At 67.6% G+C, this 26,844-nt stretch carries 21 protein-coding genes; 7 read left to right on the top strand and 14 right to left on the bottom strand.

All coding sequences use genetic code 11. The features are described from left to right. The first annotated feature begins 38 nt into the window (after positions 1–38). A complete protein-coding gene (locus tag IPI67_35695; GenBank protein MBK7585517.1) occupies positions 39–575 on the top strand; it encodes a hypothetical protein in 537 nt (178 codons plus the stop codon). Positions 576–764: 189 nt separating this feature from the next. Here the strand turns inward: IPI67_35695 and IPI67_35690 are convergent, their stop codons facing one another. The 4 genes from IPI67_35690 to IPI67_35675 form a co-directional block, all read right to left on the bottom strand. Further along, positions 765–1,712, bottom strand: coding sequence for a hypothetical protein (locus IPI67_35690; GenBank protein MBK7585516.1), 948 nt, complete (start codon positions 1,710–1,712; stop codon positions 765–767). Between the two features lie 75 nt (positions 1,713–1,787). Continuing rightward, positions 1,788–3,107: a UDP-glucose/GDP-mannose dehydrogenase family protein gene (locus IPI67_35685; protein MBK7585515.1), complete on the bottom strand. Its 1,320-nt coding sequence runs from the start codon at positions 3,105–3,107 to the stop codon at positions 1,788–1,790. Positions 3,108–3,173: 66 nt separating this feature from the next. After that, positions 3,174–3,872, bottom strand: a complete 699-nt coding sequence (gene pgl / locus IPI67_35680; GenBank protein MBK7585514.1) for a 6-phosphogluconolactonase — start codon at positions 3,870–3,872, stop codon at positions 3,174–3,176. After that, the gene (locus tag IPI67_35675) at positions 3,865–4,713 is read right to left on the bottom strand and encodes a glucose-6-phosphate dehydrogenase assembly protein OpcA (protein ID MBK7585513.1); all 849 of its coding nucleotides are present in this window, start codon (positions 4,711–4,713) and stop codon (positions 3,865–3,867) included. The genes pgl and IPI67_35675 overlap by 8 nt, the downstream gene beginning before the upstream one ends. Position 4,714: 1 nt before the next feature. On the opposite strand from IPI67_35675, the gene IPI67_35670 reads away from it, so the two are divergent. Then, on the top strand, positions 4,715–4,885 hold the full coding sequence (locus tag IPI67_35670) for a hypothetical protein (GenBank protein MBK7585512.1): 171 nt from the start codon (positions 4,715–4,717) through the stop codon (positions 4,883–4,885). A gap of 17 nt (positions 4,886–4,902) precedes the next feature. Here the strand turns inward: IPI67_35670 and zwf are convergent, their stop codons facing one another. Both zwf and IPI67_35660 read right to left on the bottom strand, forming a co-directional pair. Next, on the bottom strand, positions 4,903–6,456 hold the full coding sequence (gene zwf, locus IPI67_35665; GenBank protein MBK7585511.1) for a glucose-6-phosphate dehydrogenase: 1,554 nt from the start codon (positions 6,454–6,456) through the stop codon (positions 4,903–4,905). 44 nt (positions 6,457–6,500) lie between these two features. Then, positions 6,501–6,800: a hypothetical protein gene (locus IPI67_35660; GenBank protein MBK7585510.1), complete on the bottom strand. Its 300-nt coding sequence runs from the start codon at positions 6,798–6,800 to the stop codon at positions 6,501–6,503. Positions 6,801–6,975: 175 nt separating this feature from the next. Here IPI67_35660 and IPI67_35655 point away from each other — a divergent pair, with 175 nt between their 5' ends. Further along, complete coding sequence (locus tag IPI67_35655; protein ID MBK7585509.1) at positions 6,976–7,854, top strand: autotransporter domain-containing protein; 879 nt, start codon at positions 6,976–6,978, stop codon at positions 7,852–7,854. Positions 7,855–7,873: 19 nt separating this feature from the next. Here the strand turns inward: IPI67_35655 and IPI67_35650 are convergent, their stop codons facing one another. Next, a complete protein-coding gene (locus IPI67_35650; GenBank protein MBK7585508.1) occupies positions 7,874–9,403 on the bottom strand; it encodes a L,D-transpeptidase in 1,530 nt (509 codons plus the stop codon). An 86-nt stretch (positions 9,404–9,489) separates the two neighbouring features. Here IPI67_35650 and IPI67_35645 point away from each other — a divergent pair, with 86 nt between their 5' ends. After that, positions 9,490–10,668: a CapA family protein gene (locus IPI67_35645; protein ID MBK7585507.1), complete on the top strand. Its 1,179-nt coding sequence runs from the start codon at positions 9,490–9,492 to the stop codon at positions 10,666–10,668. Further along, a complete protein-coding gene (locus IPI67_35640; protein ID MBK7585506.1) occupies positions 10,668–11,639 on the top strand; it encodes an SUMF1/EgtB/PvdO family nonheme iron enzyme in 972 nt (323 codons plus the stop codon). Before IPI67_35645 ends, IPI67_35640 begins: the two co-directional genes overlap by 1 nt. A 3-nt stretch (positions 11,640–11,642) precedes the next feature. On the opposite strand, the gene IPI67_35635 is transcribed toward IPI67_35640, so the two are convergent. Then, on the bottom strand, positions 11,643–12,149 hold the full coding sequence (locus IPI67_35635) for a hypothetical protein (GenBank protein ID MBK7585505.1): 507 nt from the start codon (positions 12,147–12,149) through the stop codon (positions 11,643–11,645). Positions 12,150–12,241: 92 nt separating this feature from the next. Between IPI67_35635 and IPI67_35630 the strand changes: the two genes are divergently transcribed. Together IPI67_35630 and IPI67_35625 are read left to right on the top strand one after the other, a co-directional pair. After that, positions 12,242–14,722, top strand: coding sequence for an alkaline phosphatase family protein (locus IPI67_35630; GenBank protein MBK7585504.1), 2,481 nt, complete (start codon positions 12,242–12,244; stop codon positions 14,720–14,722). 6 nt (positions 14,723–14,728) lie between these two features. After that, positions 14,729–17,194, top strand: a complete 2,466-nt coding sequence (locus IPI67_35625) for an alkaline phosphatase family protein (protein MBK7585503.1) — start codon at positions 14,729–14,731, stop codon at positions 17,192–17,194. Here IPI67_35625 and IPI67_35620 read toward each other — a convergent pair. The 6 genes from IPI67_35620 to IPI67_35595 all read right to left on the bottom strand — a co-directional run bounded on the left by IPI67_35620 (position 17,167) and on the right by IPI67_35595 (position 25,767). Continuing rightward, a complete protein-coding gene (locus tag IPI67_35620) occupies positions 17,167–17,703 on the bottom strand; it encodes a TerB family tellurite resistance protein (protein ID MBK7585502.1) in 537 nt (178 codons plus the stop codon). The genes IPI67_35625 and IPI67_35620 overlap by 28 nt on opposite strands. 96 nt (positions 17,704–17,799) lie before the next feature. Continuing rightward, positions 17,800–19,764, bottom strand: a complete 1,965-nt coding sequence (locus IPI67_35615; GenBank protein MBK7585501.1) for a sulfatase-like hydrolase/transferase — start codon at positions 19,762–19,764, stop codon at positions 17,800–17,802. 112 nt (positions 19,765–19,876) lie between these two features. Next, positions 19,877–21,091, bottom strand: a complete 1,215-nt coding sequence (locus tag IPI67_35610) for a glycosyltransferase (protein MBK7585500.1) — start codon at positions 21,089–21,091, stop codon at positions 19,877–19,879. After that, the gene (locus tag IPI67_35605) at positions 21,088–21,504 is read right to left on the bottom strand and encodes a GtrA family protein (GenBank protein ID MBK7585499.1); all 417 of its coding nucleotides are present in this window, start codon (positions 21,502–21,504) and stop codon (positions 21,088–21,090) included. Before IPI67_35605 ends, IPI67_35610 begins: the two co-directional genes overlap by 4 nt. Before the next feature lie 157 nt (positions 21,505–21,661). Continuing rightward, positions 21,662–22,078: an EamA family transporter gene (locus IPI67_35600; protein MBK7585498.1), complete on the bottom strand. Its 417-nt coding sequence runs from the start codon at positions 22,076–22,078 to the stop codon at positions 21,662–21,664. 65 nt (positions 22,079–22,143) lie between these two features. Then, a complete protein-coding gene (locus IPI67_35595) occupies positions 22,144–25,767 on the bottom strand; it encodes a DUF255 domain-containing protein (protein MBK7585497.1) in 3,624 nt (1,207 codons plus the stop codon). Between the last annotated feature and the right edge of the window lie 1,077 nt (positions 25,768–26,844).

Below are 26,844 nucleotides of genomic sequence, written 5' to 3'. Positions count from 1 at the left end.
GCGGTCTTCCCTCCGCTCGACCCTCGGACCACCTCCGGATGCCGCCTCATCGCAACCGACCCGGCCCCGCCGAGCCCCTCGACGTCGAGCCGGGCGGGCAATTTCTCCATAGCGACCTGTGGCCCCATCCCGGCGCCGCACCAGCGGCTCCGTCCAACTCGACGATTGCGGCACCGGGCGCCACCTTGTTGGCCTCGTACTCACACGCGCCGGCTGAACCGTGGGCCCGCTCCCGCAATCGCGCTATTCTTTATCTGGACATCAGCGCGGACACGGAGCGGGCGGGCCGCGCGGTGGTGGACCGCGTGTTCGACGAGGTCGGAGAGCGTCTCGCGGGTGGAAAGAGATTCTTGGTTGGCGAGCGTTTCACGGCCGCCGATCTGACGTTTGCTTGTATGGCGGCGGCGCTGACCTGCCCTCGAAACTACGGCGTGCCGCTGCCCACGCCGGATGAGCTTCCGGAGCCCGTGCGGGCATTGGTCGCGAGCTACCGCGCGCATCCGGCCGGCGCGTTCGCGCTGCGGATGTTCGATGAACACCGCTCGAGATCGACTGGCCATCCGCAGCGGTGTTGAAAGGGCGGCGGGCTGGCACCAGGGTGACAATCCGGCGCGCTCCGATCTTGCGTGGCTGGTTCTCGCTGCGGCCATCGGGCTCGCGCGTCGTCGGCGCGCGGCCTGACTCAGCAACGCCGCGGAGCGAGCTGGGGTGAGCCAGCTCCGACTGCCCCCGCGCTCTTCGGCCCGACGGAGATGTGTTTTCGATCAGAAATCGAGGCCGACCGCCACGAGGGTACGACTGCCGCTGATCTCCTCCTCGATCGTGGCATCGACACCGCTGCCCGAGTAGTCGACCTTGCGCCCTTTGCCGCTGTACCACTGCTGAAGCAGATCGAAACGCAGGGCGACAGAGCCGACGTCCACGATGACTCCGCCCCCGACGCCGTAGCTCAGTGCAGCGTTCGACCCCTCGTCGAACTTGCAGTTGACCTGTTTGCAGCTGTCGTTGATGGAGTCGTTCTCGTCTTTCAAGTCGGAGCCCGCGATGACGATGGCCGGCCCCACGAACAACCGCAGCGCCAGGGCCGTCGTGGGCCCGACGTCGAACACACCCTCTCCAATGGCCAAGAGCGAGAGATCACTGCCGACCTTGGCGCTGCCATCCGAGGTCTCCATCTTCGTGTTCGGCGCGAAGAGCAGACCCCCGCCGAGTCGGAACTGCGGGGACAGGTGACCGAAGAAGTCCGCGCCGAGCACCAGCCCCGACTTGTCGTCGTAGTCCTCGGTACGTATGCTCGGACAGTCCGAGCCCGTGCACTTCGTGTCGCGCTCCCCGCTGCCCGTGACGATGTACCCGGCGCGCACCACGGCGGCGAAGCCAGAGCGCACTTTGTGGGCGGCAGCGGCGGGAGCAGCCGCGGCGCCGCTTGCTGCGGGTGATGCGCCGGGTTGCGGTGCCGCGTAGGGCGGCGCCGCCGGCGGTGGTGCGCCAGCGGGTGGAGCTGCAGGCGGAGCGGCGGCGGGGGCGGCAGGTGGGGGCGCCGGCGGGGTCTCGGCGGGCGCGGGCGGCGGAGGCGGAGGCGCCACACACACTCCCGCCTGGCAGACCGATCCGGCAGCGCATGCCGGCACGCATTCTTGCGCCCCAGCAGTGGAGACCCAGAGCAGGAGACTCGCTCCACAGACCGAGCCGAGGACCGTGTAAGTTCGCATATTCAACCCTCCGCGAGCGAGATACCCGCTCGGGAACCCCTGCACAAGCCGGCGGCTGCACCCAGCTGACGCCGCTCAGCCCAGCACGGGCCGGCCGATGCCGCGGTAGCGCAGGCCGGCGTCCCGGACGCTGCCGGGGACCAGGCAGTTGCGACCGTCGAACACCATCCGGCCCTTCATCGAGGTGCGGACCCGGTCGAAGTCGGGTGAGCGGTACTGGTTCCACTCGGTGGCCACGACCAGGGCGTCCGCGCCGCTGCAGGTCTCGTAGTAGTCGGCGCTGAGCGCGACCTTCTCCGCGATGCCGAGCTCTTTCAGCCGCACGAGCGCCGTCTCTCGCGCTTGGGGATCGGTCGCGCGCACGACGGCGCCCTTGTTCACGAGGTGCTCGATCAACTTCAGCGCAGGCGCCTCGCGGATGTCGTCGGTGCGCGGCTTGAAGGCCAGGCCCCAGACCGCGATCGTCTTGCCCGCGACACCCCCCAGATCAGCCTCCATGTGCTCGAGCAGCAGCCGTACCGGCTCGTCGTTGGCTCGTGTGGCCGCTTCTGCAACCCCCATCGGAATGCCGAGGTCCTTGGCTGTGTGCACCAGCGCCCGCAGGTCCTTCGGGAAGCAGCTGCCGCCGAAACCCAGGCCCGGATACAGAAATTGCAGACCGATGCGCTCGTCGGCGCCGACGGCGCTGCGCACGTCCTCCGCGTCGGCACCGACCACGTCGCACAGGCGCGCGATCTCGTTCATGAACGAGATCTTGGTCGCGAGCAGGGCGTTGGCCGCGTACTTCACGATCTCGGCGCTCTCGGGGCTCATGCGGTGGATGCGTTCCTTCTGGCGATTGAACGGCGCGTACAGGCGCGCGAGCACCTCGTACGCCTCGTCGTCGTCGCAGCCGATCACGATGCGATCGGGCTTCAAGAAATCGTTGACCGCGTCGCCCTCCTTCAAGAACTCCGGGTTCGAGACCACGCTGATGCGATGTTTGGCGTGACGCGCGACGACCTCACGCACCTTCTTGTTCGTGCCCACCGGGACGGTGCTCTTGGTCACCAGCGCCAGATCGTTGGTGGCGCTCTTGGCCACGTCCTCGGCGACCTTCAGCACGTGCTGTAGATCTGCCGAGCCATCCTCGTTCGGCGGGGTGCCGACGGCGATGAACACGGCCTTGCGACCCGCGATGCTGTCCGCCAGGTTCGAGCTGAAGCGCAGCCGGTCCGGGTGGTTCCGCTTCACCAGCTCGTTGAGCCGCGGCTCGAAGAACGGGACCTCGCCGCGCCGGAGTTTCTCCAGCTTGCTCTCGTCCACATCGACGCAAGTGACGTCCGTGCCGACGTCGGCAAAACAGGCGCCCGCCACCAGACCCACATACCCTGAACCCACCACGGAAATGCGCATGATGCGGCTCAATTAGCGTCCATCGTCCGGGCTGTCGAGCCGCCCGAGCGCAGCCTCCCACGCGGGTCAGCCCTGAGCGGCGGCGTCCATGATCACCGTCACGACGCCGGCTGGCGCAGCGAGGTAAATGCGCGCGGGGATCACGTCCTCGTCCCCGGCCGCGAGGGCCTGGACCAGGGCGGAGCGTTTGCCAGCGCCACTGACCAATAGCAGCACTCGCCGCGACGCGAGCAGCATGTCGCGCCCGAGGCTGATGCGCGGCTCGAGCTCTCCGCCTGGGGTCACGGCAACGACACGTCCGGGCAAACGCACGGCGCCGGTGCCGGGAAAGAGCGACGCGGTGTGCCCGTCGTTGCCGAGGCCAGCAATCACCAGGTCCATGGGTGCCCCCGCACCGAGCTCGGCGTCGAGCACCTCCGTGTAGGCACGCGCCCCGGCCTCCGCGCCCAGCTCACCCAGCATGCGGAAGACGTGAGCGTCCGAGATCTTTGCAGACTCGAACAGCTCACGACGAGCTGCCCGGTAGTTGCTGCGTTCGTTGTCGGGAGCAACACAGCGCTCGTCGACGAAGAACCAGCGGCAGTGTTCGATGTCGAGACCGCTCTCAGCCAGGAGTCGATACGTCTCGCCCGGCGTGGAGCCGCCGGAGAGCGCGATGTTGGCAACACCGCGCTGGTCGATGGCGGTTGCGATGATGGTGGAGGCCAGCGTTCGGGCCTGCTCGGCGAGCTCACCGGCGTCGTTCGTCACCAGAATTTCAGGCATGAGATTTCCATTCCTTGGCAAACGCGAGCGCCTCTCGCACCAGCTCGTCGTCTCGAAAGCTGCGGATCGCGCGCTCGACCAGCTCCGCATCGTCGCGCCGGGGGACCGAAAAGCGACGCACTTGGTCCGACGCGCCCGGTGAGCTCACGGTCAACGACAGGTGCTCCCCATCGGCGCTGCGCTCGATGCGAGCTTCGAGCGGGCCTGCGTCCAGCTCCGCGTGCAACACCACCAAGAGCAGGCAGCCCGGCAACACGCCGTCTCGCGTTGCACTCTGCACACTGACGTGAACCGGCGTTCCGCTCTTGTCGCGGAGCGACGCATCCCAGCCGAGCCGCGCCGCGAGCCACGCGATCAGCAGCTCCGCTTCGACGCCCGCGCCGACGTGCCCCGGGCGCTCGGCGTGCACGATGTCAATCGCTCGGATCCGACCGAGCGCCGGGCGCAGACCGCAGTCGTCGAACACCCGCGCCAGCATTTCCCGCGAGCGCCGGCCGCGAATGAAGGCAAGATCGTGGATTTTTGCCTGCCCCAGTCCCGCGAGCTTGGCCGCGCGCTCGAGGCCGAGCTCGGCGCTGTCGAGCACGACGACCCCCGCCTCGGGGCACAGGGCCTCGACCACCGCGGCGGGTGCGCCGGGACCGACGAACAACGCCGTGGGCAGCGACGCTTCGATCAGCGAAGCGAGGATCGACGCCGCGCGTTTGCCCAGGAGTGCGCCGAACGTCAGGCTCACCCGCTCGGCGCACACCGCCTCTCGAAGCGTACCCGGCTCCACGCGGCAGACGGCCGACACCTCGGCGTCGAGGGCCCGCGGTTCGAGGCGACCCTCCACACTCACGATGAACGTGCGCGCCGAGCCGAGCCGCGACGTCGTCGAGCGTCTCCAGGAACGATGGCTCGCGCTGACCGTGAACTGCGATCAGGTTGAGCGTGGTGGCGTGGGGTTTGATCTGTCCCGAGGCATCCGGCTGCCACAGGGCGCCCAGCTCGCGCTCGATGCGGGAGAGTGAGTCGCTCACGCGCACGGTCACGGTTTGCTCCAGTGGTGCCCGTTCCGCGCCAGCATCGCGTCGGATTCCGCGGGTCCCCAGCCGCCAGCCGGGTAGCTCGCCAGGAGCGCCGCGTTGTCCCGCCATGCCGCCAGGATCGGATCGACGAACGACCACTGCGCCTCGACCTCGTCGTGACGCGTGAAGAGCGTCGCATCGCCTCGCATCGTGTCGAGCAGGAGCCGCTCGTAGGCCTCGGGGCTCTCGTGCCCGAACGCGGTGCCGTAGCGAAAATCCATGGCAACGTCCCGCATCGCGACGCCTTGGCCGGGGATCTTGCTGGCAAACCGGAGTGCGATGCCCTCGTCCGGCTGAATGCGCAGCACCAACGAGTTCGGTTGCCTGAGCCCGAGGGTGCTCTCGTCGAACAGCGGGTGGGGCAGCGGCCGGAAGTGCAGCCCGATTTCGGTGACGCGTTTTGCCAGGCGTTTGCCAGCGCGGATGTAGAACGGCACTCCCGCCCAGCGCCAGTTCTCCACGCGCGCCTCGATCGCGACGTAGGTCTCGACGCTGCTCGCCCCAGCGACGTCGGGCTCCTCGCGGTAGCCGGGCACGGCGTCACCCCGGACGACGCCTCCGGCGTACTGTCCTCGCAGCGTGCTCGTGCGGATCTCTTCGATGCTGCGGATCTGCCGCAGAGCGCGCAGGGCCTTCACCTTCTCGTCGCGTACGGCGTCGGCGTCCCAGGCGACGGGCGCTTCCATGGCGACCAGGGACAACAGCTGCAGCGTGTGGTTTTGCACGATGTCGCGCATCAAGCCCGTCTGCTCGTAGAACTTGCCCCGGCCTTCCATGCCAATGTGCTCCGCCACCGTCAGCTCGACGTGAGACACGTGGCTGCGATTCCACAGCGGCTCGAAGATCGTGTTGCCGAAGCGCAGCACCAGCAGGTTCTGCACCGTCTCTTTGCCCAGGTAGTGATCGATGCGAAACACCTGGCGCTCGTCCAGGAGCCCCAGGAGGTCACGATTGAGCTGCTTGGCCGAGGCCAGATCCACCCCGAAGGGTTTCTCGACGATCACCCGCGCGTACGGAGTGCCCGGGCCGTCGGGTCGCGGGCACAGCCCCGCTTCGACCAGCTGTTCGACGATGCCCCGCACGGCGTCCGGAGGGACGGCCAGGTAGAAGGTGCGCCCGCCGGCGGTGCCTCGGGTGCGGTCGAGCTCCTCCAGGGTCTCCTTCAGCTTCCGGTACGCGGTCGCGTCGTCGAACGCTCCTTGCACGTAGCGCATGCCCCGCGCCAGATCGTCCCAGACCGGTTCGTCCAGCGGCTGCGAGCGCGCGTACTTCTGGACCGAGCTCTTCATCTTGTCGCGGAACTCGGCGTCGCTGATCGGACGCCGAGCGAAACCGACCACCGCGAACGCGCTGGGGAGCATGCGGTTTTTTGCCAGGGCGTACACCCCCGGCAAGAGCTTGCGGCCGGTGAGATCACCGCTGGCTCCGAAGATCACGAGAGCGCAAGGCTCCACACTGAGCTCTTCGAGCATGCCTGCACGCAGTGGGTTTTCAGACGGGGGAACGGCTGTCATGCGAGTCGTGGGATGGTCGCTGGCCCGAACAGCGCCCGCAAGCGTCACGCCCGGGACCTGGTCTCGACGCCCGCCACGAACAGCACCAGCGCGCCGAGGGCCGTGAGCCAAACCCCCGCAAAAGTAGTGGCGTACAGCACGCGCAGCACCTCGAGCGCTCCCCAGCCGAGAAAAGCGCCGCCCACCAGCATGGCGAGGGTGCCAGCCGTGCGCCGGTCGACCCATGCGAGCAGACCGGCCGCTAGCGCCCCGAGCGGCAGCAGGTAGAGCAGGTAATAGAACGCGCCGCGGTCCTTGGCGAAGGCCAGAACCTGCCAGCCGCCTGGAGCAGCGGCGCGCGACATCCGTTCGTCGATGCAGCGCTTCGCTGCCTGCCGGAGCGCTGAGGCGTGCGATGCCGCGTCGCTGCGAGGCGATCGACCGGCGTATTTTGGCGTGCGACCTCCGCCGGGCAGCGAGCCTGCTGTTGACGAGCGCCCATCATGTGCAGGAGGCTCGGACCCCCGGGAGGTAGTGAGAATGCGGCTTTCACATCGAAGCTTGGTCGGCAGTCTGGTGTTCGTGGCGCTGATGGGATTTGGTGCGGGCGCCCTGGCGCAGGGCGAGCCGCCTCCACCGCCACCGCCTCCGCCGCCACCCCCCGCGGGTGAACCGGCACCGCCTCCGCCTCCGCCGCCGCCCACACAACCGGCGCAGCCTCCCGCTGGTCAGCCGCCGCCGCCTGCGGCCTACGGGCAACCCGGCGCACCGCCTCCGCAGGGCGCACCGCCACCCGGCTACTACGGTTATCCCGCCCAGGGTGAGCCACCGCCGCCCATGGCGCGACAGCCGGTGGGCGTGCATGAGCACGACGGGTTCTTCCTGCGCATGGGGCTCGGGTACGCGTACGTCAACACCAAGATCGAGGTTACCGATCCCGTCGAGCTCAGCGGCAGCATCAAGGGTAGTGGCGTGGGTTTGGGGTTGATGATCGGTGGCACGATCGCCCCCGGCTTCGTGCTCGGCGGCGCGCTCTTGGGTCATGGTGTGTCGGAGCCCGACTTCGAGCTCGACGGCACGAAGATCGACACCAAGGACGAGACCCTCACCTTCTCGGTGTTCGGACTGTTCGGCCAGTACTACTTCGACGCGACGTCGGGTGGATACCTGCAAGCGTTGATCGGTTTTGGTCAGCTCGACGACAACGACAACAACAATAACAACAGCAACAACAACGAGAAGCCGTCCGGCGCGGTGTTTGGCATCGGCGGTGGGTACGACTTCTGGGTCGGTGAGCAGTGGAGCCTCGGGCCGGAGCTCCGGTTCATGTACGCACCCCTGAAGTACGACAAGGACTCGGTGAAGGCCGACTACAACACCACCGCGTTCACGCTGTTCTTCACCGGCACACTGCACTGAGCGCGCGGCGACGCGCGGCTCAGCCCTCGACCAACACGAACGTGGTGTCACCCTTGGCGGGCGCCTGCACGGTGTCCCAGCCTTGGGGCAGGTCGGGTGTGACCCACTGAAAGACGCGGTGCGCGTCGAGCGGCGACAGGTTGATGCAGCCGCCGCTCTTGCGCTCGCCGAAATCTTCGTGCCAGTAACTCGCGTGAATCGCGTACGGGCGCTTGAAGTAGATGGTCCAGGGCACGTCGGCGATGAAGAACCCGGCGGCCTCACCCTTCGCGGTGCTCATGGTCGAGAAGTGATGTTTGCTCTCGACGAAATAACGCCCATACGGAGTGGCGTCCTTCTGGCCGGGTGAGATCAGAGTCGTGAACACCGGCTTCGGCCCTTCATAGGCGGTCAGCGTGCCGCGGTTGACCCGAACGTGCAGCCACTTGCCGGTGCCCTTCGTCTCCCACGGTGGCTTTGGCCGCGCTTCCACCAGCGTGGCGTCGGACCGTTCGAGGAACACACCCGCCTCACGGGTCTCCAGGAAGCGGCGCTTGTCGCTCTCCTCTTCGCGACCGGTCAGAGCGACCCAGGTCTTGACCGGCCAGGTCTCGCCCGTCGCCTCGAAACCTTGCGCTGACTTTCTCCACTTCGGTCTCGGGGTCTTGCGCATCCACGCCAGAGGCAGCTGGGTGCCCTTGTCGAGCTCGACGCCGTGGAACGTCGACACACGGAAGCGTTTCAAGCCGCGCGCCGGGATCACACTCATGTTGGTAGAGAGCACCCACGTCTCGCCGAAGGCCTCGAAGGCGCGGGTGTACGCGAGCATGGTTCCCGCGGGGATCATCTTGAAGAAGGACCCCTTGGGTTCACCCCAGGGCGTCGGGACCTGACCGCCGTCCTTCAGAAAATCAGGGATCGGACCGTTGGGTGCGATGGGTTCGTCCTCGGCGAGCTCGTCATGTCCAGCGTTCCAACCGCGCATCGGCGGTCGGTCGCGGGCGCCGGTCTTCCACAACATCTTCTCCGCTGGCAGGGGCCGGGTCAGCATGGGCGTGCCCACCGAGAGCGCGTACTGGTACGGCATCACACCCGGCGCCGGCTCCGTCCACGCGCCCGCCGTCAGCCAGCGTGAATTCATGTCGAGGGTGGCGCGAGGCCCGGCACACACGAAGCCTCCCTCGACCTTGACGAAGCGTGGGCAGCTGCCGTTGCCCGGCAAGATTTCGGAGTCCAGAAGCGGGAGAGTGCCGCCTTGCCGAATGCTGCCGAGGGGCAAGGAGCCAGCGCGGGGCCCAGGCTGGATCCAGGTGCCCCACGTCAGCGAACCGACTCCGCTGCCCGGCGCTCGCGCTTTTGCCCTCGGGTAGTCGGCGCCGAAGAAATCAGCGGGCGAGAGCGCGACGTCATTCGGCGCGGCGGCGGCGCTTGCCGTCTCGGCGCGTGGCGTCGTGTTTGCGACGAAGTGCGAAGCCGTGCTCTGGCTCGATGCTGGCGGCTTCGCCTCCGGCGCACGGCTGGCCGCACATGCAGCCAACACGAACACACCGGTGAGCACGAGACGGCGCATGCGCACGATTGTCCCGCGCTCCGCCGATTCGATCCACAAACGGGCCTCGGGCTCGGTGAAATGCCAGAATTATCCGGCTCACACTCATGCGCGTATCGTTCGGATTCTGGGCCGCCGTGCTCGGCGGGCTCGTGGCCTGCGCGGAGCGCAAAGAGCCCTCCGCCACGCCCGACGCCCAGGTTCCGGCCCCGGCGAGTGCCGCCGCTGTGCCTGCGCCCCCTGCTGATGCGGCTCCGCCAGCGGCCGCTGAAGAGAAGAAGAGTGATCGGGTCGTGGTCCTGGTCGGCGGGGACGTCAACCTCGGTCGCGGCGCAGGGGCGCGCATCATTGCCGATCCGAAATACGCTCCGTTCCGAGAAATCGCGCCGCTCCTCGCCAGCGCTGACCTGCGCATCGTGAACCTGGAGTCGCAGCTGAGTGAGCAGCAGGGTGAGACCCAGCATCCGAACAACCACCTGGTGTTCACCGGTCCACCCGGCGGCGCCGACGTGCTCGCCCAGGCCGGGATCCAGCTGGTCTCCCTCGCCAACAATCACGCCTGGGACTACGGAAAAGACGCGTTCTTCCAGACCATTGCCAACCTGGAGCGCGCCAAGGTGCGCTACGCCGGGGCCACGCGCGAACCGGGTCGCATGTACGAACCGACGCTGCTCACGATCAAAGGTTTTCGCATCGCGGTCTTCGCCGTGACGGACATCTGGAACCAAGGCCCGATCCAGGAGCACGTCGCGCGAAACCACGTGGCCTGGGCGGCGTTCAAGCTGCTCGAAGCGCCACTGAAGAAGGCGCGCAAGGAGAACGACCTGGTCCTGGTCAGCTACCACGGTGGTGGTGAGTACATGGACGTGCCGATGCAGTGGACCCGTTCGTTCGTTGCGCAGGTCATGGGCGCGGGCGCTGACGCGTTCTTCGGCCATCACCCGCACGTGCCACTCGGTGTGGGGTGGCACGCAGGCAGACCTGCGTTTTACAGCCTCGGCAATTTGGTCTTTGCCATGCACCGCGATTACCCTTGGACGGGAACGAGTTTCATGGCGAGGGTGACGTTTTTCGCTGATGGGCGCCGCGAAGTCGAGGCCTGCCCCTACTCGATTCTCGGACACATCCCGACGCCGTTCGGCGGCAAGACTCGGGTGCCGCGCGAGCAGGCGTTCGAGCGGCACCTCGAGCTGCTCTCCGCCGCCACCGGAGGCACCGAGGCCGGGCCGCCGGGTGAGCTCTCTTGCATGCCAATTTCGCCCAAGAAACCCGGGTCCGCGCGGTGATGCGTCGAGCCACGCTGATCTTGGCTGTGAGCCTCTCCGGATGCGGCCGTGGAGGCCACGACTCACCGGTGCCGTCGGCCAGCGCCGCTTCGAAGCCGGCGGCAGCCGCTCTGCCCTCTGCGAGTGCGGCGCCACCTGCTGCGGTTTGTTCGCCGGCCTGCAGCTCCATCGAACGCTGTGAGGCGGAGCGCTGCGTCGCCGCGTGCCCGCCGGCGGAGGTCTTCATTCCCGCGACGGGAGCGGACGGCTTCAAGATGGGACGCGGCGTGCGCGGGGCGATGGACCAGAAGCACGTCGTGGTGCTCACCAAACCGTTCTGCATGGACGCAACCGAGGTGACGGTGGCGGCCTATCGAAAGTGCGTGGACTCGGGGACCTGCACCATTCCTCAGCTCAACGATCTGAACAGTAACTTCCGAACCGAGTATCACCGCGACGATCATCCGATCAACATGGTGAACTTCGCTCAGGCCAAGCACTTCTGCGAGAGCGCAGGCAAGGCTCTGCCCAGCGAGGCACAGTTCGAGTGGGCGGCCGGTCACGGCGACGGACGCGTCTATCCTTGGGGTGACGAAACACCGACGTGTGACAACGGCACGGCCGACTTCACGCCGGGCGGTTCTCCCCACTCGGACCCGGCAGGAGACGTCGGCTGTCACGGCGGCGGAACGAGCAAGGTCAAGGCCCACCCGAAGGGCAAAAGCAGCTGGCCCGCGGGCGATCTCTACGATCTCGGGGGTAACCTCTGGGAGTGGACCAACGATTGTTACGTGAGCTACCCGGACGGCAAGGTCGTGGACCCGAGCCCGCAGGCGCACCCGAGCGTGCCGGGTGAGTGTTACGTGCGGGCTCTCCGCGGTGGTGGTTGGAACCGCAGCAAGGAAGCGCTCAAGGTCACCTGGCGCGCGGGGTCGAAGAAGACCTATCGGGTGCCCGGGCTTGGCTTCCGCTGCGTGCGCAATCCGAGCTGAAGCTCAGATCTCCGTCGCACGCTGGAACGCAGCTGCGACCAAGAGCGCGACCACCAGCAAGAACACCAGGAACCCGGTGGCCAAGAGCTGCACTCCGAGCACCTTGTGCAGCTCGCGCAGTCCCGACATCAGTGAGGTGCGCCCCGAGAGACGAGTCCTTGCCGCGTCCGCCAGCGCAACGCTCGCACGTCGAAGGAAGACACCGATCGCGAGGTTTGCCAGCGCCAAGGGCCCCAGATAGAAAAAGAGGCCAGCGTCTGCGCGCCCGGCGAGGGCGACCAGCGCGAGCACGAGCGTGAGCGCCGATGCGGCGAAGCTGGCCTTGCCGAGCCAGTCCGCACGCGAGGCGAAGGTCTCGACCGCGAGCACGTCGGCCTCGGCCGCGGTCGCGAGCGGATCCAAGATGGGCGGCGCAGCCTCCTCGTCCCGAGCTTCGACTTCCGCTGTCTCGTCGCGAGCCTCGACCGCCGCTTCTTGCTGGGTCTCTTCGGCGGCGCTCTCGTCGCTCATGGCGCGAAGGTCGACGGGGTCGGCGAGCCTGTCAACCGTCGACTTCCCTCGGCTTGACAAGGCGGCGGGTCGCTCGACACTCTGCCGCCCCAATGGCCGACACCGCGGCAACGCCCTTGCGGCCCCGGGCGGCGGCCTGGCTGGCGCTCGTTGCCGTCGTGCTCTTGCTCGTGCCCGTGCTGCTCTACCTGACGCGGGGCGCGGTCTATCCGTCCGTGAAGCCGCAATCGCCGGTGCTCCAGCCGCTGACGAAGAGGCTGGTGCTGGTGGTGATCGACGGGCTTCGCTACGACTTCGCCACCGATCCGGAGCGGGCGCCGAACCTCGCGCGTTACATGCGCGAGGAGTCGAGCGCAGAGGTCTGGGCGGGGCGCATCACCATGACCAGCGCAGCGGTGCTCTCACTGGGCACCGGAACGCGCGGTGACTTCAGCCAGATTGTGCTCAACGTGCACGCCCGGCGCACGACCGCCAACGACCTCTTCACGAACGCGCGGGCGGCGGGACTGCGCGTCGGTTTGATTGGTGATCCAGTCTGGAGGCAGGCCTACGGTGAGTTCGATCAAGAGCGCCTGAGTCCGGGCGATCTGGCCCTCGACATCGACGACTCCGCGGAGCTACTGGCGGACGCCGGGCGCTGGGTCAGCTCGGGTCAGCTACCGAACCTGTCGGTGATTCACTTTTTCGCGAGTGATCATCAAGGCCACTCGTTCGGGGTGTTCTCCCCGACCTTTCGCCAATTCCTGCTGCGCCTCGACGCAGGGCTGGCTCGTTTTCTGGCTTCACTGCCCAAAGACACGACCGTCGCGGTGCTGAGTGATCACGGCGCATTGTCGAACGGCAACCACGGTGTGGACTCGGATCTCGAGCGTCGCACGCCGTTCTTCGCTTACGGGCCCGGCATCAAACCCGGACAAAAACTGAAGCTCGATCAGGTCGATCTGGCGTCCACGTTCGCCGCATTGCTCGGTGTGGCAAGCCCGGCGCATGGGGTTGGAAGCCCCGCCCTCGGGCTCCTCGATTTGCCTGTGGGTGACGCGGGTAAACTCGCGTGTGGGGAAGTCTCGCGGCTCGCCCTTTTGTCGCGGGCTGCGGGGGAGCCGTCGCTCGAGGCGGAGCACCCCGAATTGTTCGCCACCTGCAAGGCTGACGCCGCGGAGCCGGAGCGGGTCTCGGCCGCGCGGGAGCTGTCGCGCGTCTGGGACGAGCTGCTCGCGCTCCGCGCCGCCAATCGCGGCGTGTCGGGTCTGTTCGAGGCGCTGGCGGTGCTGCTGGTCTTTGGTCTGCTCGCGCCGCGTTTGTTGGGCCTCTCACAGAGAGGCGCCACATATCGAGCCGGGTTCGCGCTGACGGGCAGCGCCGCGCTCTGCCTGGCCCTCACGACCCAGGTCGATCGCACGTTGCCACCTTGGAACGACTCGCGCGCGATCGTGACCTGGCTCTCCACGCTGCTGTTCGCAGCGGTTGCGCTCTCACCCCGCACCGCCGAGCGTTTGTATCGAAGCTGGCCTTTCTTTGCGCTCGCGCTGGTGCCCGGGTTCTTCATCGCGTCGTTTCCGACCAACACCCAGGTTCAGTCCGGCGTCGTGCTCGCGGTGTGTTTGGTGGGAGTCGTTCGCGCTTCCCGCGCCGTCTTCGAGCGAGACGTGAGCGTGGGGATCTCGGTCGCCGCGGCGGCGATTGGCGTCGGTGTTGCGTTGCGGCTGGGAGCGGTGAGAGAAGATCCAATCGGCTCGTGGCTCTCGCCGCGGGAGCTCGCGGTGGGTGCAGCCCTGGCTGTGTTGTGGGTCCTCGTCGCGATTTCACTCGAGCGAGCCACGCGGGCCGCGCGAGAGCTCGGGCTCGAGCTCGCGGTTGGTATCCCGCTGGTCATCGCTGCGTTCTCATCGAGATCCCACCTGCCCGCGACGCTGGGGCTCGGCCTGCTCGTGGCTCTGCCGCTGGCTGGGCTCGCGTCTGCGGCGCGTGGTCGCACGTTGCTAGCGCGTCTGTGTTTTCTCGCGGGCTACGGGCTGGTGTCGCGGGCGGTCGAGCTGCCCGCGGTGGCGGCCCTCGGACTCGCGGCCGAGGGCATCGGATTTCTCGCCGGGCGCAGCATGCGCCGAACAACCGGCGGTCCGCCCCTCGCTTGGAGCATCGTACTCTCCACCTGCGCCGTGTTTGCCATGGCGTTTGCCACCCGCGTCGGTCTGCAGCGTGGCCTCGATTTCGGCACGCTCGACTTCGGAGCGGGCACCTTCGACAGCATCGCGGTGCCACCGTCTCGAATCATGCTGGCACTGATCGCAAAATACGTCATTGCCCTCAGCCTGGTCGCTGGCGCGTTCCTGCGCTGGCTGCCCTTTGCCGTCGTGAGATCGTCGCTGCAGCTGCTGTCGGCGGCCAGCGTGCTTCGACTCGCGACGATGGCTGCAATTCTGTACGCTCCGCCGGTGAGTTTCTGGTCGCGCTTCCGCATGCTGGGTGAGCTGGGATCGGTAGTGGTGATGTGCCTGCTCGCGCTCGTGGCGGTGCTTGCGCTCGGCGGGCGACGTGAGGCTCTTCTCGGCTCAGCTCCGAGCGCCGAGGGCTGAGCGTTCATGACCTCCCGTCTCGACCGCGGCCGATCGATTCTGGCCCTCGGGCTCAGCGCGCTCCTGGTGGGGCTGGTGCTGTTCGCCGTGCTCCGCGTGGTGATCCCGGCCCGCACGCCACCGCCCTTCGAGACCGCCATGGCGCCGGCGAAACGCCTGACCCGGCACCTGCTCTTCGTGGTCGTCGACGGTCTGCGCTACGACGTCGCCACCGATCCAGAGCGCATGCCCGGCACGGCACGCGCCCTGCGCGAAGAAGCGGGCGGCGAGCTGATGGCCGGGCGGGTGTCGATGACCACCAGCGCCATTCTGACGATTGGCACCGGTCAACGCGGCAGCTTCGAGCAGGTCGTGCGCAACGTGAACCCCGAGCCGCCGCCCTTCGACTCGTGGTTGATCTCCGCGCGGCAAGCGGGTCTCACGCTGATGAGTGTGGGGGATCCCGCCTGGGTCGAGATGTACGGCGCAGCCTTCAGCGAGCGGCGGCTCGACCCGGAGGGTGTTGCCATCGACGTCGACTTCAATCCGATCACCTTTCGAGATGCGCGGGAGCTTCGCGCGAAGAACCCCGACGTGCTCGTGGTCCACTTCGTGACACCCGATCACCAGGCGCACGCGTACACGGTTCCGAGCTCGCGCTTCACCGAGCACATTCGCGGTTTCGACCGCGACTTGTTCCAGTTTCTGGACGAGCTTTCGCCCGATTGGACGGTCGTCGTGGCGGGCGATCACGGCGCGGCAGACAGCGGTACCCACGGGGCGGACGTGCCGATCCAGCGCCGGACCGCGCTGTTCGCTCGCGGCCCGGGCATTGCGCGGGGTTTTCGTGCGAGTGGTGCCATCGACCAGGCGGATCTCGCCGGGACCTTCGCGGCGCTCCTGGGTCTGCCGACACCCAAACACTCCCGGGGGCACGTGCTGGTGGAAATGCTCGATCTGTCCGAGGCCGCGCGGGCGCAGCTTGCCTGCGCCGACGCGGCTCGCGCGCAGCAATTTGCTGCGGCAGCGGCCCTGGGTTCGTCCGCGGAACGGGTGAGTTGTGTGGATGGGCCGACCCCCATCACGACGGCCCGTGCCGAGGTCCGAGCCGTCGATCGCGCCTTCGACAACAGCGGCGGTCTCGGTTCTCCTGCCGTGCCTTGGCTCGTCCTGGCGAGCTGGCTGCTCGGCGTGTTCATCGCGCTCAGCGCGGTGGGTCGCAGGCCACTTGAAATCGCGGCGCTCGCTCTGGTGGCCGTGCTCGGCGTTCTCTTGACCTGGGGCGTCGAACGCCTACCGGGCTCGACCCCGACCGCCGCACGCGCCCTGCTCTTCTTCCTGGGCAACACTCCCGCGCTCCTGGCGCTCGTCGTCCCCGGTCGTGTGGCGACGCTCGCAGCTCGCTCGCCGTGGCTGGTGCTCTGTGTACTACCCGGATTTCTGATCGCGACTTACACGACCAACGCACAACCCGAAGCCTACGTGGCGGTGGCGGTGGCGAGTGTGCTCATCGTGTTCGTCGGTGGTCTCGACTCGGCGCGCGGCACACTCCGGGCTGCGGCGCGGGTTCTTCCCCCGGCGCACCTCGTCTTGCTCGCGCTCTGCCTGTTCGTGCTCTTTTTTCCCGGCACTCGCACGAGCGAGCTCTTCCCCGCCTGGTTTCGCCACGATCCCCGGCTGACGTTGGCGGCGGGCATCGTCGTGATCGGTGTGAGCGTGTTCGTGCTCGCCGTGCGCTCCGAGCATCGCCGCCGGCTGCTGTTGGCGCTCGGCTTCGGTGTGCTCGCGCTCAGCGCGCTCGTGCTGAGACGTTTTGTACCGCCGTTGCCCGGGAGACTCTTGCTGGTCGGTTACGCCGCGCTGGCAGTCGTGTTCGTGCTGCGACGGGAGCGCCTTCCGGCGCTGCTCGCGGCGCTCGCGACCTACGCTTGGGTATCACGCGACATCGAGCTTCTGACATTGGGGGCGTCGCTGCTCCTGGCGGACGGAGTGGGTGCGGCGTTGGCGCGCCATCGCGCCTTGGCAGGCAAGGTCGAGTCCGCGCTCGAACCCGGACAGCTGGCGCTGATCGCCTGCTTTGTCTTCGGCCTCACGTTCGTGCAGCGCATCGGCATCCAGGGAGCCATCGATTTCGGCGCCATGGACTGGGGAGTGGCAGGGTTCGGTGATCCCCACGTGCCCGCCTGGATCGTGGGCAGTGCGCTGATCTCGAAGTACGCGCTCGGCCTGTGGCTGGTGCTCGGCGCGTTTGCGTCCCAGCTTGGCGCGCCGCTCTCCGGGGTGGTGCTCGAGGTTGCGTTCCTGGCGTTCCTCGGGCGCACCGTGGTCCTCGCGAGCATGTTCCTGGTCGCGGGCGCGAGCTTCTGGACCGGGCTGCGAGTCCTCGGCGACCTTCCGTTCGCCCTGCTCTGGCTCCTGGCAGCGGGCCTCGCGCGTGTGCTGCCGAGCAACTCGACCAAACCCGCTCAGTCTGGGTTGTCCTCTTCGAGTTGATCCAGGATCTGGCCCGCGCGCTCCTCGGAAATTCCGAACCAGTCCGCGAGCTGATTGATCAAATCGTTCTCTTCGTCCGCGATCTCTTCGTCCGCCAACGCGACGGCTGCTGCGAGTGCAAACGCACCTTCGGCTTCGCTCGGCTCTGCCGAAATCTCCTCCGCGATCTCGTGCAGCCGCTGGTCGCGTCCCTGTTCTTCCAGCCGCTTCTGGTAGTTCTCGAGCATCACGTTGATGGTGCCACTGCGCAGGATGTTGTCGCTCAGGCCGCGAATGGCACCGCGCACGACGTCGCGCTCGCTTTCCTCGATCTTGCCGTCGGCGCTCATCATCAAGAACATGGTCTCGGCCAGTGGATCGATGCGCGACAAGGTCATCGTCTCCTCCTGACTCAAGAGCCCCTCGCGCGTGAGGGTCTCGTAGGCGGGGGAGAGAACCATCGTCGGCCGGCGTCCGCTGGCCAGGAGAGCATCTCGGAGGCGCGTGATGGTGACGGTCTCGATCTTCATGGCGTTGAAAGCTACACGGTCGATGCGCGGCGATCAAAGGTCCAGGGCCCGCGCAGACCCATGGCCCGGGTGCCGCGTTTTCGCACAGCCGCCGGCTCAGCGAGCGAACGGCAGCTCGTAGCCCGGGGCCTCGAAGCGGTGGGCGGCGAACAGTTGTTCCGTGCGGCGCAGGCGCTCGTCGGTGGTTCTTGGGCTCCGGTCGGCCAGGTTGTGCAGCTCCTCCGGATCGACCGAGAGGTCGAACAGTTCGACGGTGCCGGCGCGCAGGTTTTGAATCAGCTTCATCCGGTCGCGGAACAAGACGGCGCGGATCGCCCGACCCGACTCGAAGGCGAGCGGGCGTTCGAGCGGGGGTCCGCCGTCGCGCATCAACGGAACCAGGCTCTGTCCCATGGCGAGGCCTGGTGTCGGCAGCCCGAACAGGTCGAGGATGCTCGGCTCGATATCGACCAGCGACACGGGCTCGTCGATGACGCGCGGGCTGAAACCCGGGAGCCGCACCAAGAGCGGGACTCGCAAGAGCTCGTCGTAGAGCGAGGTGGCGTGGAGCTTGGCGCCATGTTCGCCGAACGCCTCGCCGTGATCGGCCGAGAACAGGACGGCGGTGCGGTCCGCGATGCCCAGCTCGTCGACCTTCGTCAGGATCGCGCCGAGCGCCGTGTCCACCAGCCCGACCTCGCGCAGGTAGCGCTCGAAGGCCGAGCCTTCGTTGCCCGCGCGATCATAGGGCGCGTGTGGGTCATCGAAGTGGGCATACAAGAACAGCGGGCCCGCACGCTGTGCCTCGAGGACCTCCAAGATGACCGGAAGCTGCAGCTCCGAGCCGGCGAAGCGTCCGCCCGCGGGCGGCAGGATGCGCTCGGTCTGGATGCCACGCACGAGCCCCGTGCGCGCACTGATGCCGGGCAGCCCCTGCACACTTGCGGTGTGCACCTGGGCCTGGCTCAAGAGCTCCCCGAGTCGAGGAGTCTTGTCGAGGTGCGGGTAGTAATACTCGGCACCCTTGCCCGGGAGGTTCGCCCACTGAAGCTGGGAGTAGAACGTGCTGGTGAAGATCGACGTGATGGCCTGCGTGGTGGCCGGGGCGGTGGTTCGAGCCTGCGTGAAAGTGATGCCTTCACGTTGAAGCCGGCTGAGGGCGGGGAAGCGCGCAAGATTCCCCGGTTTCGACACCACGTCGGCGCGCACACAGTCCGCGGTCAAGACCAGCACGATGCCGTTCTTCGGCAGTGCGGTCGGCTTGCTTGGCGCGACGTCGGCTGCAGCGCGGCGTGAGCGGAGCCACGGATCGGTGGAGGGCGTCCAGTTGCGCAGCGGCGGGCGTCGCAGGCGCGACAACCACGGGGCGACGATGCTGCCCGAGGAGCGGGTGATGTCGAGCGCGACGGCATTCGGCGGGCTCGCGACGAGGGACCAGAGCGCGACGGGCAGCGTGGCTGCGACGCCGATCAGGACCCCGCGACCTGGCATGTCGTTGCCCTCGCTGAGGGCCAGGCCGAAACACAGCGCCTCGGCCACGGCCATCACGAGATGAACCCCCGGGTAGTCACCGCGCAGGATCAGGTTGTTGCCGATGCCCAAGCTCAGGGCGAACACGACACCCAATACGAGCCTCAACCAGCGCGGGCCCCGGCCGAAGGTCAGCGGTACGAGTGCAAGACCCAGCGCGACACTGCCGATGAGCGCGCCCATGACCAGCGCGGTTGGCACCCGCTCGGCGAGCTTCGAGGCGAAAACGGCCAGATCTTCCGGCAAGACCCAGGCGCCGAGCAAGGACCAGAAGACAAACGAGGCGAGCACCACGGCGAGGCGCCGCTTGATGCCCACTCGTTGCCAGGTCGCGACCGCGATCAGCGCCGTGGCGCCGAGGGCGAAGTGCTGCCCCAGGTTCAGTAGTTGGTGGTGGGCTCGCACGCGCCAACCCTCGGGAGCGTTGCCGAGGACCAGTTGCATACAAACGGCGGTGACACTGCCAACCAGGAGCCACGCAGCGAGCTGCGCAGTCGCGGGCGCGAGCGTGCCTCGCCCGCGTGATGACAGTTCGTCCGATGCGCGCTGCATGGAGGGAGCGGAGCCTAACGCCAGCGTGGGCTCATGAACAACCCGGGTGAGACGCTTTGTGGCGCGCCCGTCCTCACTCCGCGCGCGATCTGCACGCGCACTCTCCACGCAGTCAGCGTGCGCGCGCCTCTCGGGGGACGAACACCAGCGTGCCCGCGCCCAATCGCACCTTGTGCCCGCGCCACGTCACGTGCCGCTTGAGCGGAGCGCGCGCCCACACGAACAGCATGAAGAGCTCGCGCAGCGGTGAGAGCAGCGCGGGGAGCCATGCGTTGCGGAAACCGCGCAGGGCGACCCAGCCGCCGACGTCGCGCAGCGCGAGCAGCGCCAGGGTCCAGGTGATCGCCGCCGCTGGGCCCATCAACCACCAGGCCAAGGGCAGCACCGCGAGCGGGCTGGTCAGCGGCTCCATGATCTGGGCGGCCGGTCGCAGTCGCGAGCGCAACATGGCCCAGCGCTGCTGGCGCTGTACGAAACCTCGGAGTGTCATACCCCGGGTCACGTTGTCGAGCACCGTCGGGGCGATGCGCACGCGGTAGCCACCGTGTTGGAACAGTTTGCCCATGACGTAGTCCTCGGCGAGCACGTCCGCGACGCGGCGGAACCCGCCGAGCTCTTCGAACACTCGCTGAGAGAACAGCATGCTCTTGCCGACGATCAGCGCGTCCCCGAGCAACGTCGGCAGCGCGGAGCCCGCCGCGCAGAAACCGTTCAGCTGCACGTTCTCGAGCGCCGAGCCGAGGCTGTCCTCGCCGGTGCCGGCGAACAGGTTGGTGACCAGCCCGTTCTTGGGGTCGGCGAGCAAGGTCTCGACCATCTCGGACACGTAGTGCGCCGGCGCGCGCACGTTGCTGTCGCTGATCAGCACCAGGTCGTGGGCGGCGTGCGGCAACATGCCGAGCAGGTTGTCCACCTTGGGATTGATGGCGGTCCCGCCCGGGTGCACGACCAACTTCACCGACACCTCCGGGTAGCGCTCCGCGAGCTCGTTGACCACGCCGATGGCCGGGTCGTCGTGGCGCTGTACTCCGAACACCAGCTCGAAGTTCGGGTGATCTTGCCGGAAGAAGCTGGCGAGGTTCTCCGCGAGGCCGGCGTCCTTGCCGCACAGCGGTTTCAAGATCGTGACGGGCGGCAGGTCGAGAGCGCGTCCGGCGCGCTCGACGACCGCGCGCCCTTCGGAGGGGTGCGTGGCCAGCGGGTCATCGTTCTCGGCGCGCGCGCCTTCGGGCAGTGGCTGACCGCGCGTCGCCTTGATCACGGCGAGGGTGCCGAGCAACGTCCACGTCGTACACAGACCGGTCACAGCAAAGGCGATGGTGTTCATGACGACTCCTGGGGTGCGGGGCGGAAGATCAGCGACCACAAGGGAAGACACAGCGCGAAGTAGACGAGGTTGGTGGTGACGAGTCGGAGCGGGAGGTAAGGGAGATGGGTGTGGGTCAGCGCGAGGTCGAAGAGCACGAGGTTCGCGACGAAGCCGAGGGACTCGACACCCAGAAACTGCGCGCCTTGACGCACCCAGTTGGGTGAGCGGTCGGCGAATGCGAACCACTTGTTGCCCACGAACTGGATCGCGATGCCCAAAGCGAGCGCGGGCACACTGGCGATGCGGGGTGACAGGCCGAAGCCGCTGACGAGCACCGCGAGCGCAATCAGATCCGTCGCGGTCGCGCACAGGCCAACGCCTGCGCTCCGCACCACCACCCACGCGGCCTTGAACAGGTTCGAAGCAGTCACACTGCTCCCTCGTAGCCAGCAACGTGCCAGCGGCGAGCGCGTGCAGATCCGCGCTGTTAGCGGGTTGGTGCGTAGCGAACAGCGCGAAGTCCGCTACACAACTGGTTGAACCAATTCGCGGCGCCGATGTGGGGAAAGGCGGGTTTTCCGCGTCAACTCAGGCCGTCGGCACCAGCAAAGCCACCGCAACCAGCGCCAGCGCCGCGCCCGCCCACTGGCGCGGCGACAGACGTTCGCCGAGCAACATCATCGCGAGCGCGATCGAGACAATCGGGTAGAGGGCCGTCGTGGCGGCCACGACACTCACCGCCGAGCGCTCGGCCGCGCGGTAGTAGAACGCCATGCCGGCCGTGGCGGCGACGCCACCGAGCACGGCGAAGAGTGCTCCCTTGGGGTGATAACTCGGAGCCAGCGAACCACGGGCGGCGCCGTAACCAAGCAGACACACGATCGAACCCACGTACTGAAACAGGACGCCGCTGTAGGCGTCGGGCAAGTGTTTACTCGCCAGCTTCGGAAAGAACGCCCAGAAGCCCCAACACACGAGCGCAAGCAGTCCATCGACCCACGGCATGCGCGCATGCTACACGAGCGCCGCGACTTCTGTGCTCGTCGTCGGCACTGGTCCGAACGAAGCGCTCAGGCTCTGCCGAGAACGGCGGCCGAGCGCAGCGCTTCCAGCGGTTGTTCGAGCGCGTCCCAGCCCAACACCTCGCGCGCGTCGACCACGTACTCGGGACGCCGCATGCCCACCAGCACACTCGTCACCCCCGGTGTGCTCGCCAGCACCCACAGGGCCTTCTGCGCGAGGGTTGCCCGACGGCGGGCCGCGGGCAGCGCGGCTTCGAGGGCGCGGTGTGCGCGCAGAGAGAAGTCGAGGCTGTGGGCCGCGGCGAGCTGCCGAATGGCCGACAGGAGCTGGTCGAGCGCCTCGGTGTATCGAGCGCTCCACTCGCGCCAGGGTTTCTCCGCCTCGCCGCGCATCGCGCGCTCGAGAGCGGCGAGCACCTGACTCGTGCGCGGCAAGACGACCTCGCGTTCGATCTGGCTCCACTCCGCGAAGGTCTGCGCGGCGGCCGGGAGGCGCCCGAGCTGCTCTGCCCAGTTGAACAGCGCCGTCGGCGGCGGATTACCCGAGCCGGTGCGCAGCTTCGGGGCAAACTCGCGCTTGAACTCCTGCTCCAGGTCGGCGACGCGCTTCAGAGCTACTTCGGGCTCACTTGCGCCTGCCAGGCGCGGCGCGTCGGCCAGGCGAATCAGTCCCGAGCCGGCGATGACGTTGAGGGGTCGGTTCACCAGCACGCCGATGCGCTCGCGAGCTGCGACTTCGAGCACACTCGGCCGATCTTCGACCAGGGCGGCTCCGGTCTCCAGCAAGTTGAAGGGGAGCTCGAGCACACGGAACCCGTGCTCGTCGCCGCCGGCGCGCTTCGCCGCGGCGAGCATCGAGGTGAGATCGGTGAAATCGCGATCGTCGGGCGAGCCGACCGAGGTGTTGCTCGACACGCCATAACTCTTCAGTCGCCCGCGCTTCAGCTCCTGTTCGAAGTGAGTGAACGCTGCCTCCAGGCGGCGGTAGAACTCTTCGCGCAGCTTGCTCAGGGGTCCTTCACCGCGCTTCGCGGCCTCGGTGAAGAAATACTCGGGGTTGTGCAGCAGGCACACGTCCAGCGTCTCGAGTCCGAGTCGATCGAGGGAGCGCGTGAGCTGATCTTCGAGCCAGAGCGGATGCAGGCAGTGCCAGAGCCCCGGCCCTACCTTGACCATCTCGGGGAAGGCGCGCGCCGTGTTCTCGCGCTCCTCGGCCAGCTCCAGGTTCTTGCCCTGCACGTAGCCGATCTTGGACACGACAATCAGCTGATCGCGCCAGAGTTTGCCCGAGCGTGTCAGCTCTGCGATGACCTCTCCGATCAGCTGCTCGCTCTCGCCGTTGGTGTAGTTGGTGGAAGTGTCGATCAGGTTCACACCGGTCTCGAGCGCCTCCTCGAGCGCCGCCGCGTGCTCGGCGGTATGTGCGTCGACGCGATACGCTCCAAAGCCGAGACGGCTGGCCGATAGGCCGGTGCTGCCGAGCTCCGAATAGCCGGTGCTGCCCCAGGTGTCGGCGTGTTTGTCGGCGTAGGCGCGGGTGCCTTCGACGCTGGCGTGGCCGCTCAGGTGGCGTGTTCCCACGCGCGCTCGCCGGGCATCTCGCGCACTCTCGTGCTGCGCGCCGAGCGCCCGTGCGATCTCCGTCGCCTCGTCAATCGGGGCCTGGCAGGCGTAGTCCCGACACACGAACAGCTTGGCTGTCGCGTCGGCGCTGCTCTTGCCGACAGTCAGCGGAGAACCGTCCACCGGAGGGGCCTCCGGATCGACCCACGCGATGACACGATTGGGCAGGTAGTGGCGGGCGAGCTCGTCGGCGAGGGGGCGGCGTGCTTCCGGTGTACCCACGACCACCAGCTCGACCGGCGGCTCGACCAGGAAGTCGAGCACCCCGAGCGAAGTGGCAAACGAGCGCGGCGACCGCTCGATCAGCTGGCCGTAGGCGGTGAGGGCGGCCGTCGCGCGCTCGCGCCACTCCGGCCGATCGAGGTGCACACTGAGCCGCGCCAGCAGGCGTGCCGCCACGGCGTTCGCGTTGGGAACGGCGCCGTCGTGCCCTTCCCGCGTGCGTGCGACGAGCTGCTCGTGGGTGTGCGCGGTGAAATAGAAGGCGCCGCCTTCGCTGTCGCCGAAGTCCGAGAGCATGCGCTCGGCGAGGCGTTCGGCGTTCTTCAGGTGTTCGGGTGAGCCCGCCGCTTCGTACAGATCGAGGAGCGCGTCACCGAGGTAAGCGTAGTCCTCCAGGTAAGCGTCGAGGTGAGCCTTGCCGCCGCGCGCCGTGCGGTAGAGACCGCCATCCGGGCGCATCAGCTGATCGAGTACGAAGGCCGCCGCGCGCTCGGCGCTCTCGCGATAGCGCGCCTCGCCGAAGATACGTGCGCCCTCGGCCATCGCGCCAATCATCAGGCCATTCCAGGCGCAGAGGATCTTGTCGTCGAGCAGCGGCGGCACTCGCTCGAGCCGCGCGGCGTACAGCTTGGCCTTGCCGCGCTCGAGCGAAGCGCGCAGCTCGTCCTCCGAGATCCCGAGCTCTCGAGCGACCTCCGCCGTGCCCCTGGGCGTGTTGAGGATGTTCTTGCCCTCCCAGTTGCCCCCCGGGGTGACGTCATAGAAAGCAGAGAAGCGTTCGGCGTCGGGCTCCCCGAGCAGCTTCGAGATTTCGTCGGGTGCCCAGACGAAGAACTTCCCTTCCTCGCCCTCGCTGTCGGCATCCGTCGCCGAGTAATACCCCCCGTCGGGTGCCTGCATTTCTCGGGCGACGTAGTCCAGGGTCTCGCGGCAGACGCGGGCGTATTCGGGCTCGTTCCTCAGCTGAAACGCCCAGGCGTAGACCCGGGCGAGCTGTGCGTTGTCGTAGAGCATCTTCTCGAAGTGCGGCGCCAACCAGCGTTCGTCGGTCGAATAACGAGAGAAACCTCCGGCCAGGTGATCGTACATGCCGCCGTTCTTCATGCCGGTGAGGGTCGTGTCGATCATCTCCAGGGAGCGGGCGTCGCGGCTTCGATGCTGGTGACGCAGCAACAGCTCGAGCGGCGAGCAGGGCGGGAATTTCGGTGCGCCGCCGAAGCCACCCCAGCGTGGGTCGAAGGTCGCCTCCAGCTGCTGGACGGCGCGCTCGATGGCGCCGGCGTCGATGGCGCTGGCGCGCGCGAGCTTCGACTGCGCCATCACCTGCTCGGTGAGCTCGTCCGCCTGCAACAGCAGGCTCTCGCGCTCGTTCTCCCACAGCTCGGTAATGCGCTCGAGCACGCTGCCGAAACCCGGGCGGCCGTGGTGATCGCTCGGCGGGAAGTAAGTGCCAGCAAAGAAAGGTCTCTGGTCCGGGCTGAGGAACACCGTCATCGGCCAGCCGCCGCCGCCGCTCATCGCGACGGTCGCCGCCATGTAGATCTCGTCCAGATCCGGTCGCTCCTCGCGGTCCACCTTGATGCACACGAAGCCTTCGTTCATGCGCTGCGCGATGTCGTCGTTCTCGAAGCTCTCGCGCTCCATCACGTGGCACCAGTGGCACGCCGCGTAGCCAATGCTGAGCAAGATGGGTTTGTCTTCGGCCTTGGCCCGTCCGAGCGCCTCTGGCCCCCACGGATGCCAGTCCACCGGGTTGTGGGCGTGCTGAAGCAGGTAGGGGCTGGTCTCGGTGATCAGGCGGTTGGGGCGCCGCTCGCTGGCAGACATCGAGCAATCCCTAGGGAAGAGCCGAGCGCCTGGCAATCGTGACGGGGTGATTTCCCGCCGGGGCGCGACTCTGTATCTTCGGGTCTCGGGCTTTTGGAGATTCTTCAGGTCGGGAGGCCGTCATGCGCAAGCTAACCAGCGTCGTCAGTGTGCTCAGTGTTCTCGGGATCTTGTCGTGTTCCGCGGCCGACGATTCGAGCCCGACGGAATCGAGTGAAGCGACGGGTCAGGCGGCGGAGCCCCTCACCGGACTCTGCACGGCGCTCACGATTGGTCACCCCTGTGATCCGGACGGCGCCGCGGGAGCGCTGCTCGAGTGCGGCGGTGTGTGCATGGCGGACACGAATGGCCTCACGGCTTGTGTGGCGCTGACGGTGGCTGGCATCAAGAGCCTGGATGGCGCGGTCTGCGGCACGCTCTCGGGAGCGGGCAACGGTCCTTGCGCGAACTCGTGTTTGAACGGGGCATGTGTCGCGGTGGCGGCCAAGGCCGGTGCGGCCTGCAGGCCGCTGGTCACCTCGAATACCTGCGCTGGAGCCTGTGATGGCGCTGGAGCCTGTGTTGCCCTGGCGAATCAGTGCCCATACGGACGCGACAGCTGTGTGCTCCGAACCTGCGACATGACGTCGGCGAAGACGTGCACGACCATCAACCTGCTCAAGGACACGGGGTGCAGCGATAGCAACGCCTGTACGCTCAGCGACAAGTGCGACGGTGCGGGCAAGTGTGCAGCGGGAACCGCGAAGAACTGCGACGACAGCAACCCGTGTACGACGGACACCTGCAACCCGAACACCGGCGTCTGCCTGGGGCAGCCCAATACCAACGCTTGCGACGACAAGAACGCCTGCACCACCAAGGACCTCTGCAGCGGCGGGGTGTGTGTGGGCGGGGCGGCGCCGAACTGTAATGACAACGACGTTTGCACGACGGACTCGTGTGCTCCGACGACGGGCTGCAAACACGTGGCGATCAGCTGTGATGACAACGACGCCTGCACGGCGGACGGCTGCAACGCAGTGAACGGGTGCGGACACAAACCCATCAGCTGCGACGACAACAACCCGTGCACGACCG

Source organism: Myxococcales bacterium, assembly GCA_016706225.1.
Taxonomy (GTDB): Bacteria; Myxococcota_A; Polyangia; order Polyangiales; family Polyangiaceae; genus JADJKB01.
This window is presented reverse-complemented; position numbering and strand designations above follow the sequence as displayed.

What these genes read in the sequence shown, in the direction of transcription:
- IPI67_35690 (MBK7585516.1), bottom strand. Translation starts at nt 1,712, where the DNA reads ATGCGAACTTACACGGTCCTCGGCTCGGTCTGTGGAGCGAGTCTCCTG.
- IPI67_35685 (MBK7585515.1), bottom strand. Translation starts at nt 3,107, where the DNA reads ATGCGCATTTCCGTGGTGGGTTCAGGGTATGTGGGTCTGGTGGCGGGC.
- IPI67_35670 (MBK7585512.1), top strand. Translation starts at nt 4,715, where the DNA reads ATGAACGTGCGCGCCGAGCCGAGCCGCGACGTCGTCGAGCGTCTCCAG.
- IPI67_35615 (MBK7585501.1), bottom strand. Translation starts at nt 19,764, where the DNA reads ATGCAGCGCGCATCGGACGAACTGTCATCACGCGGGCGAGGCACGCTC.
- IPI67_35610 (MBK7585500.1), bottom strand. Translation starts at nt 21,091, where the DNA reads ATGAACACCATCGCCTTTGCTGTGACCGGTCTGTGTACGACGTGGACG.
- IPI67_35640 (MBK7585506.1), top strand. Translation starts at nt 10,668, where the DNA reads ATGCGTCGAGCCACGCTGATCTTGGCTGTGAGCCTCTCCGGATGCGGC.
- IPI67_35695 (MBK7585517.1), top strand. Translation starts at nt 39, where the DNA reads ATGCCGCCTCATCGCAACCGACCCGGCCCCGCCGAGCCCCTCGACGTC.
- IPI67_35635 (MBK7585505.1), bottom strand. Translation starts at nt 12,149, where the DNA reads ATGAGCGACGAGAGCGCCGCCGAAGAGACCCAGCAAGAAGCGGCGGTC.
- pgl (MBK7585514.1), bottom strand. Translation starts at nt 3,872, where the DNA reads ATGCCTGAAATTCTGGTGACGAACGACGCCGGTGAGCTCGCCGAGCAG.
- IPI67_35620 (MBK7585502.1), bottom strand. Translation starts at nt 17,703, where the DNA reads ATGAAGATCGAGACCGTCACCATCACGCGCCTCCGAGATGCTCTCCTG.
- IPI67_35650 (MBK7585508.1), bottom strand. Translation starts at nt 9,403, where the DNA reads ATGCGCCGTCTCGTGCTCACCGGTGTGTTCGTGTTGGCTGCATGTGCG.
- IPI67_35625 (MBK7585503.1), top strand. Translation starts at nt 14,729, where the DNA reads ATGACCTCCCGTCTCGACCGCGGCCGATCGATTCTGGCCCTCGGGCTC.
- IPI67_35655 (MBK7585509.1), top strand. Translation starts at nt 6,976, where the DNA reads ATGCGGCTTTCACATCGAAGCTTGGTCGGCAGTCTGGTGTTCGTGGCG.
- IPI67_35595 (MBK7585497.1), bottom strand. Translation starts at nt 25,767, where the DNA reads ATGTCTGCCAGCGAGCGGCGCCCCAACCGCCTGATCACCGAGACCAGC.
- IPI67_35630 (MBK7585504.1), top strand. Translation starts at nt 12,242, where the DNA reads ATGGCCGACACCGCGGCAACGCCCTTGCGGCCCCGGGCGGCGGCCTGG.
- zwf (MBK7585511.1), bottom strand. Translation starts at nt 6,456, where the DNA reads ATGACAGCCGTTCCCCCGTCTGAAAACCCACTGCGTGCAGGCATGCTC.
- IPI67_35660 (MBK7585510.1), bottom strand. Translation starts at nt 6,800, where the DNA reads ATGTCGCGCGCCGCTGCTCCAGGCGGCTGGCAGGTTCTGGCCTTCGCC.
- IPI67_35600 (MBK7585498.1), bottom strand. Translation starts at nt 22,078, where the DNA reads ATGCCGTGGGTCGATGGACTGCTTGCGCTCGTGTGTTGGGGCTTCTGG.
- IPI67_35645 (MBK7585507.1), top strand. Translation starts at nt 9,490, where the DNA reads ATGCGCGTATCGTTCGGATTCTGGGCCGCCGTGCTCGGCGGGCTCGTG.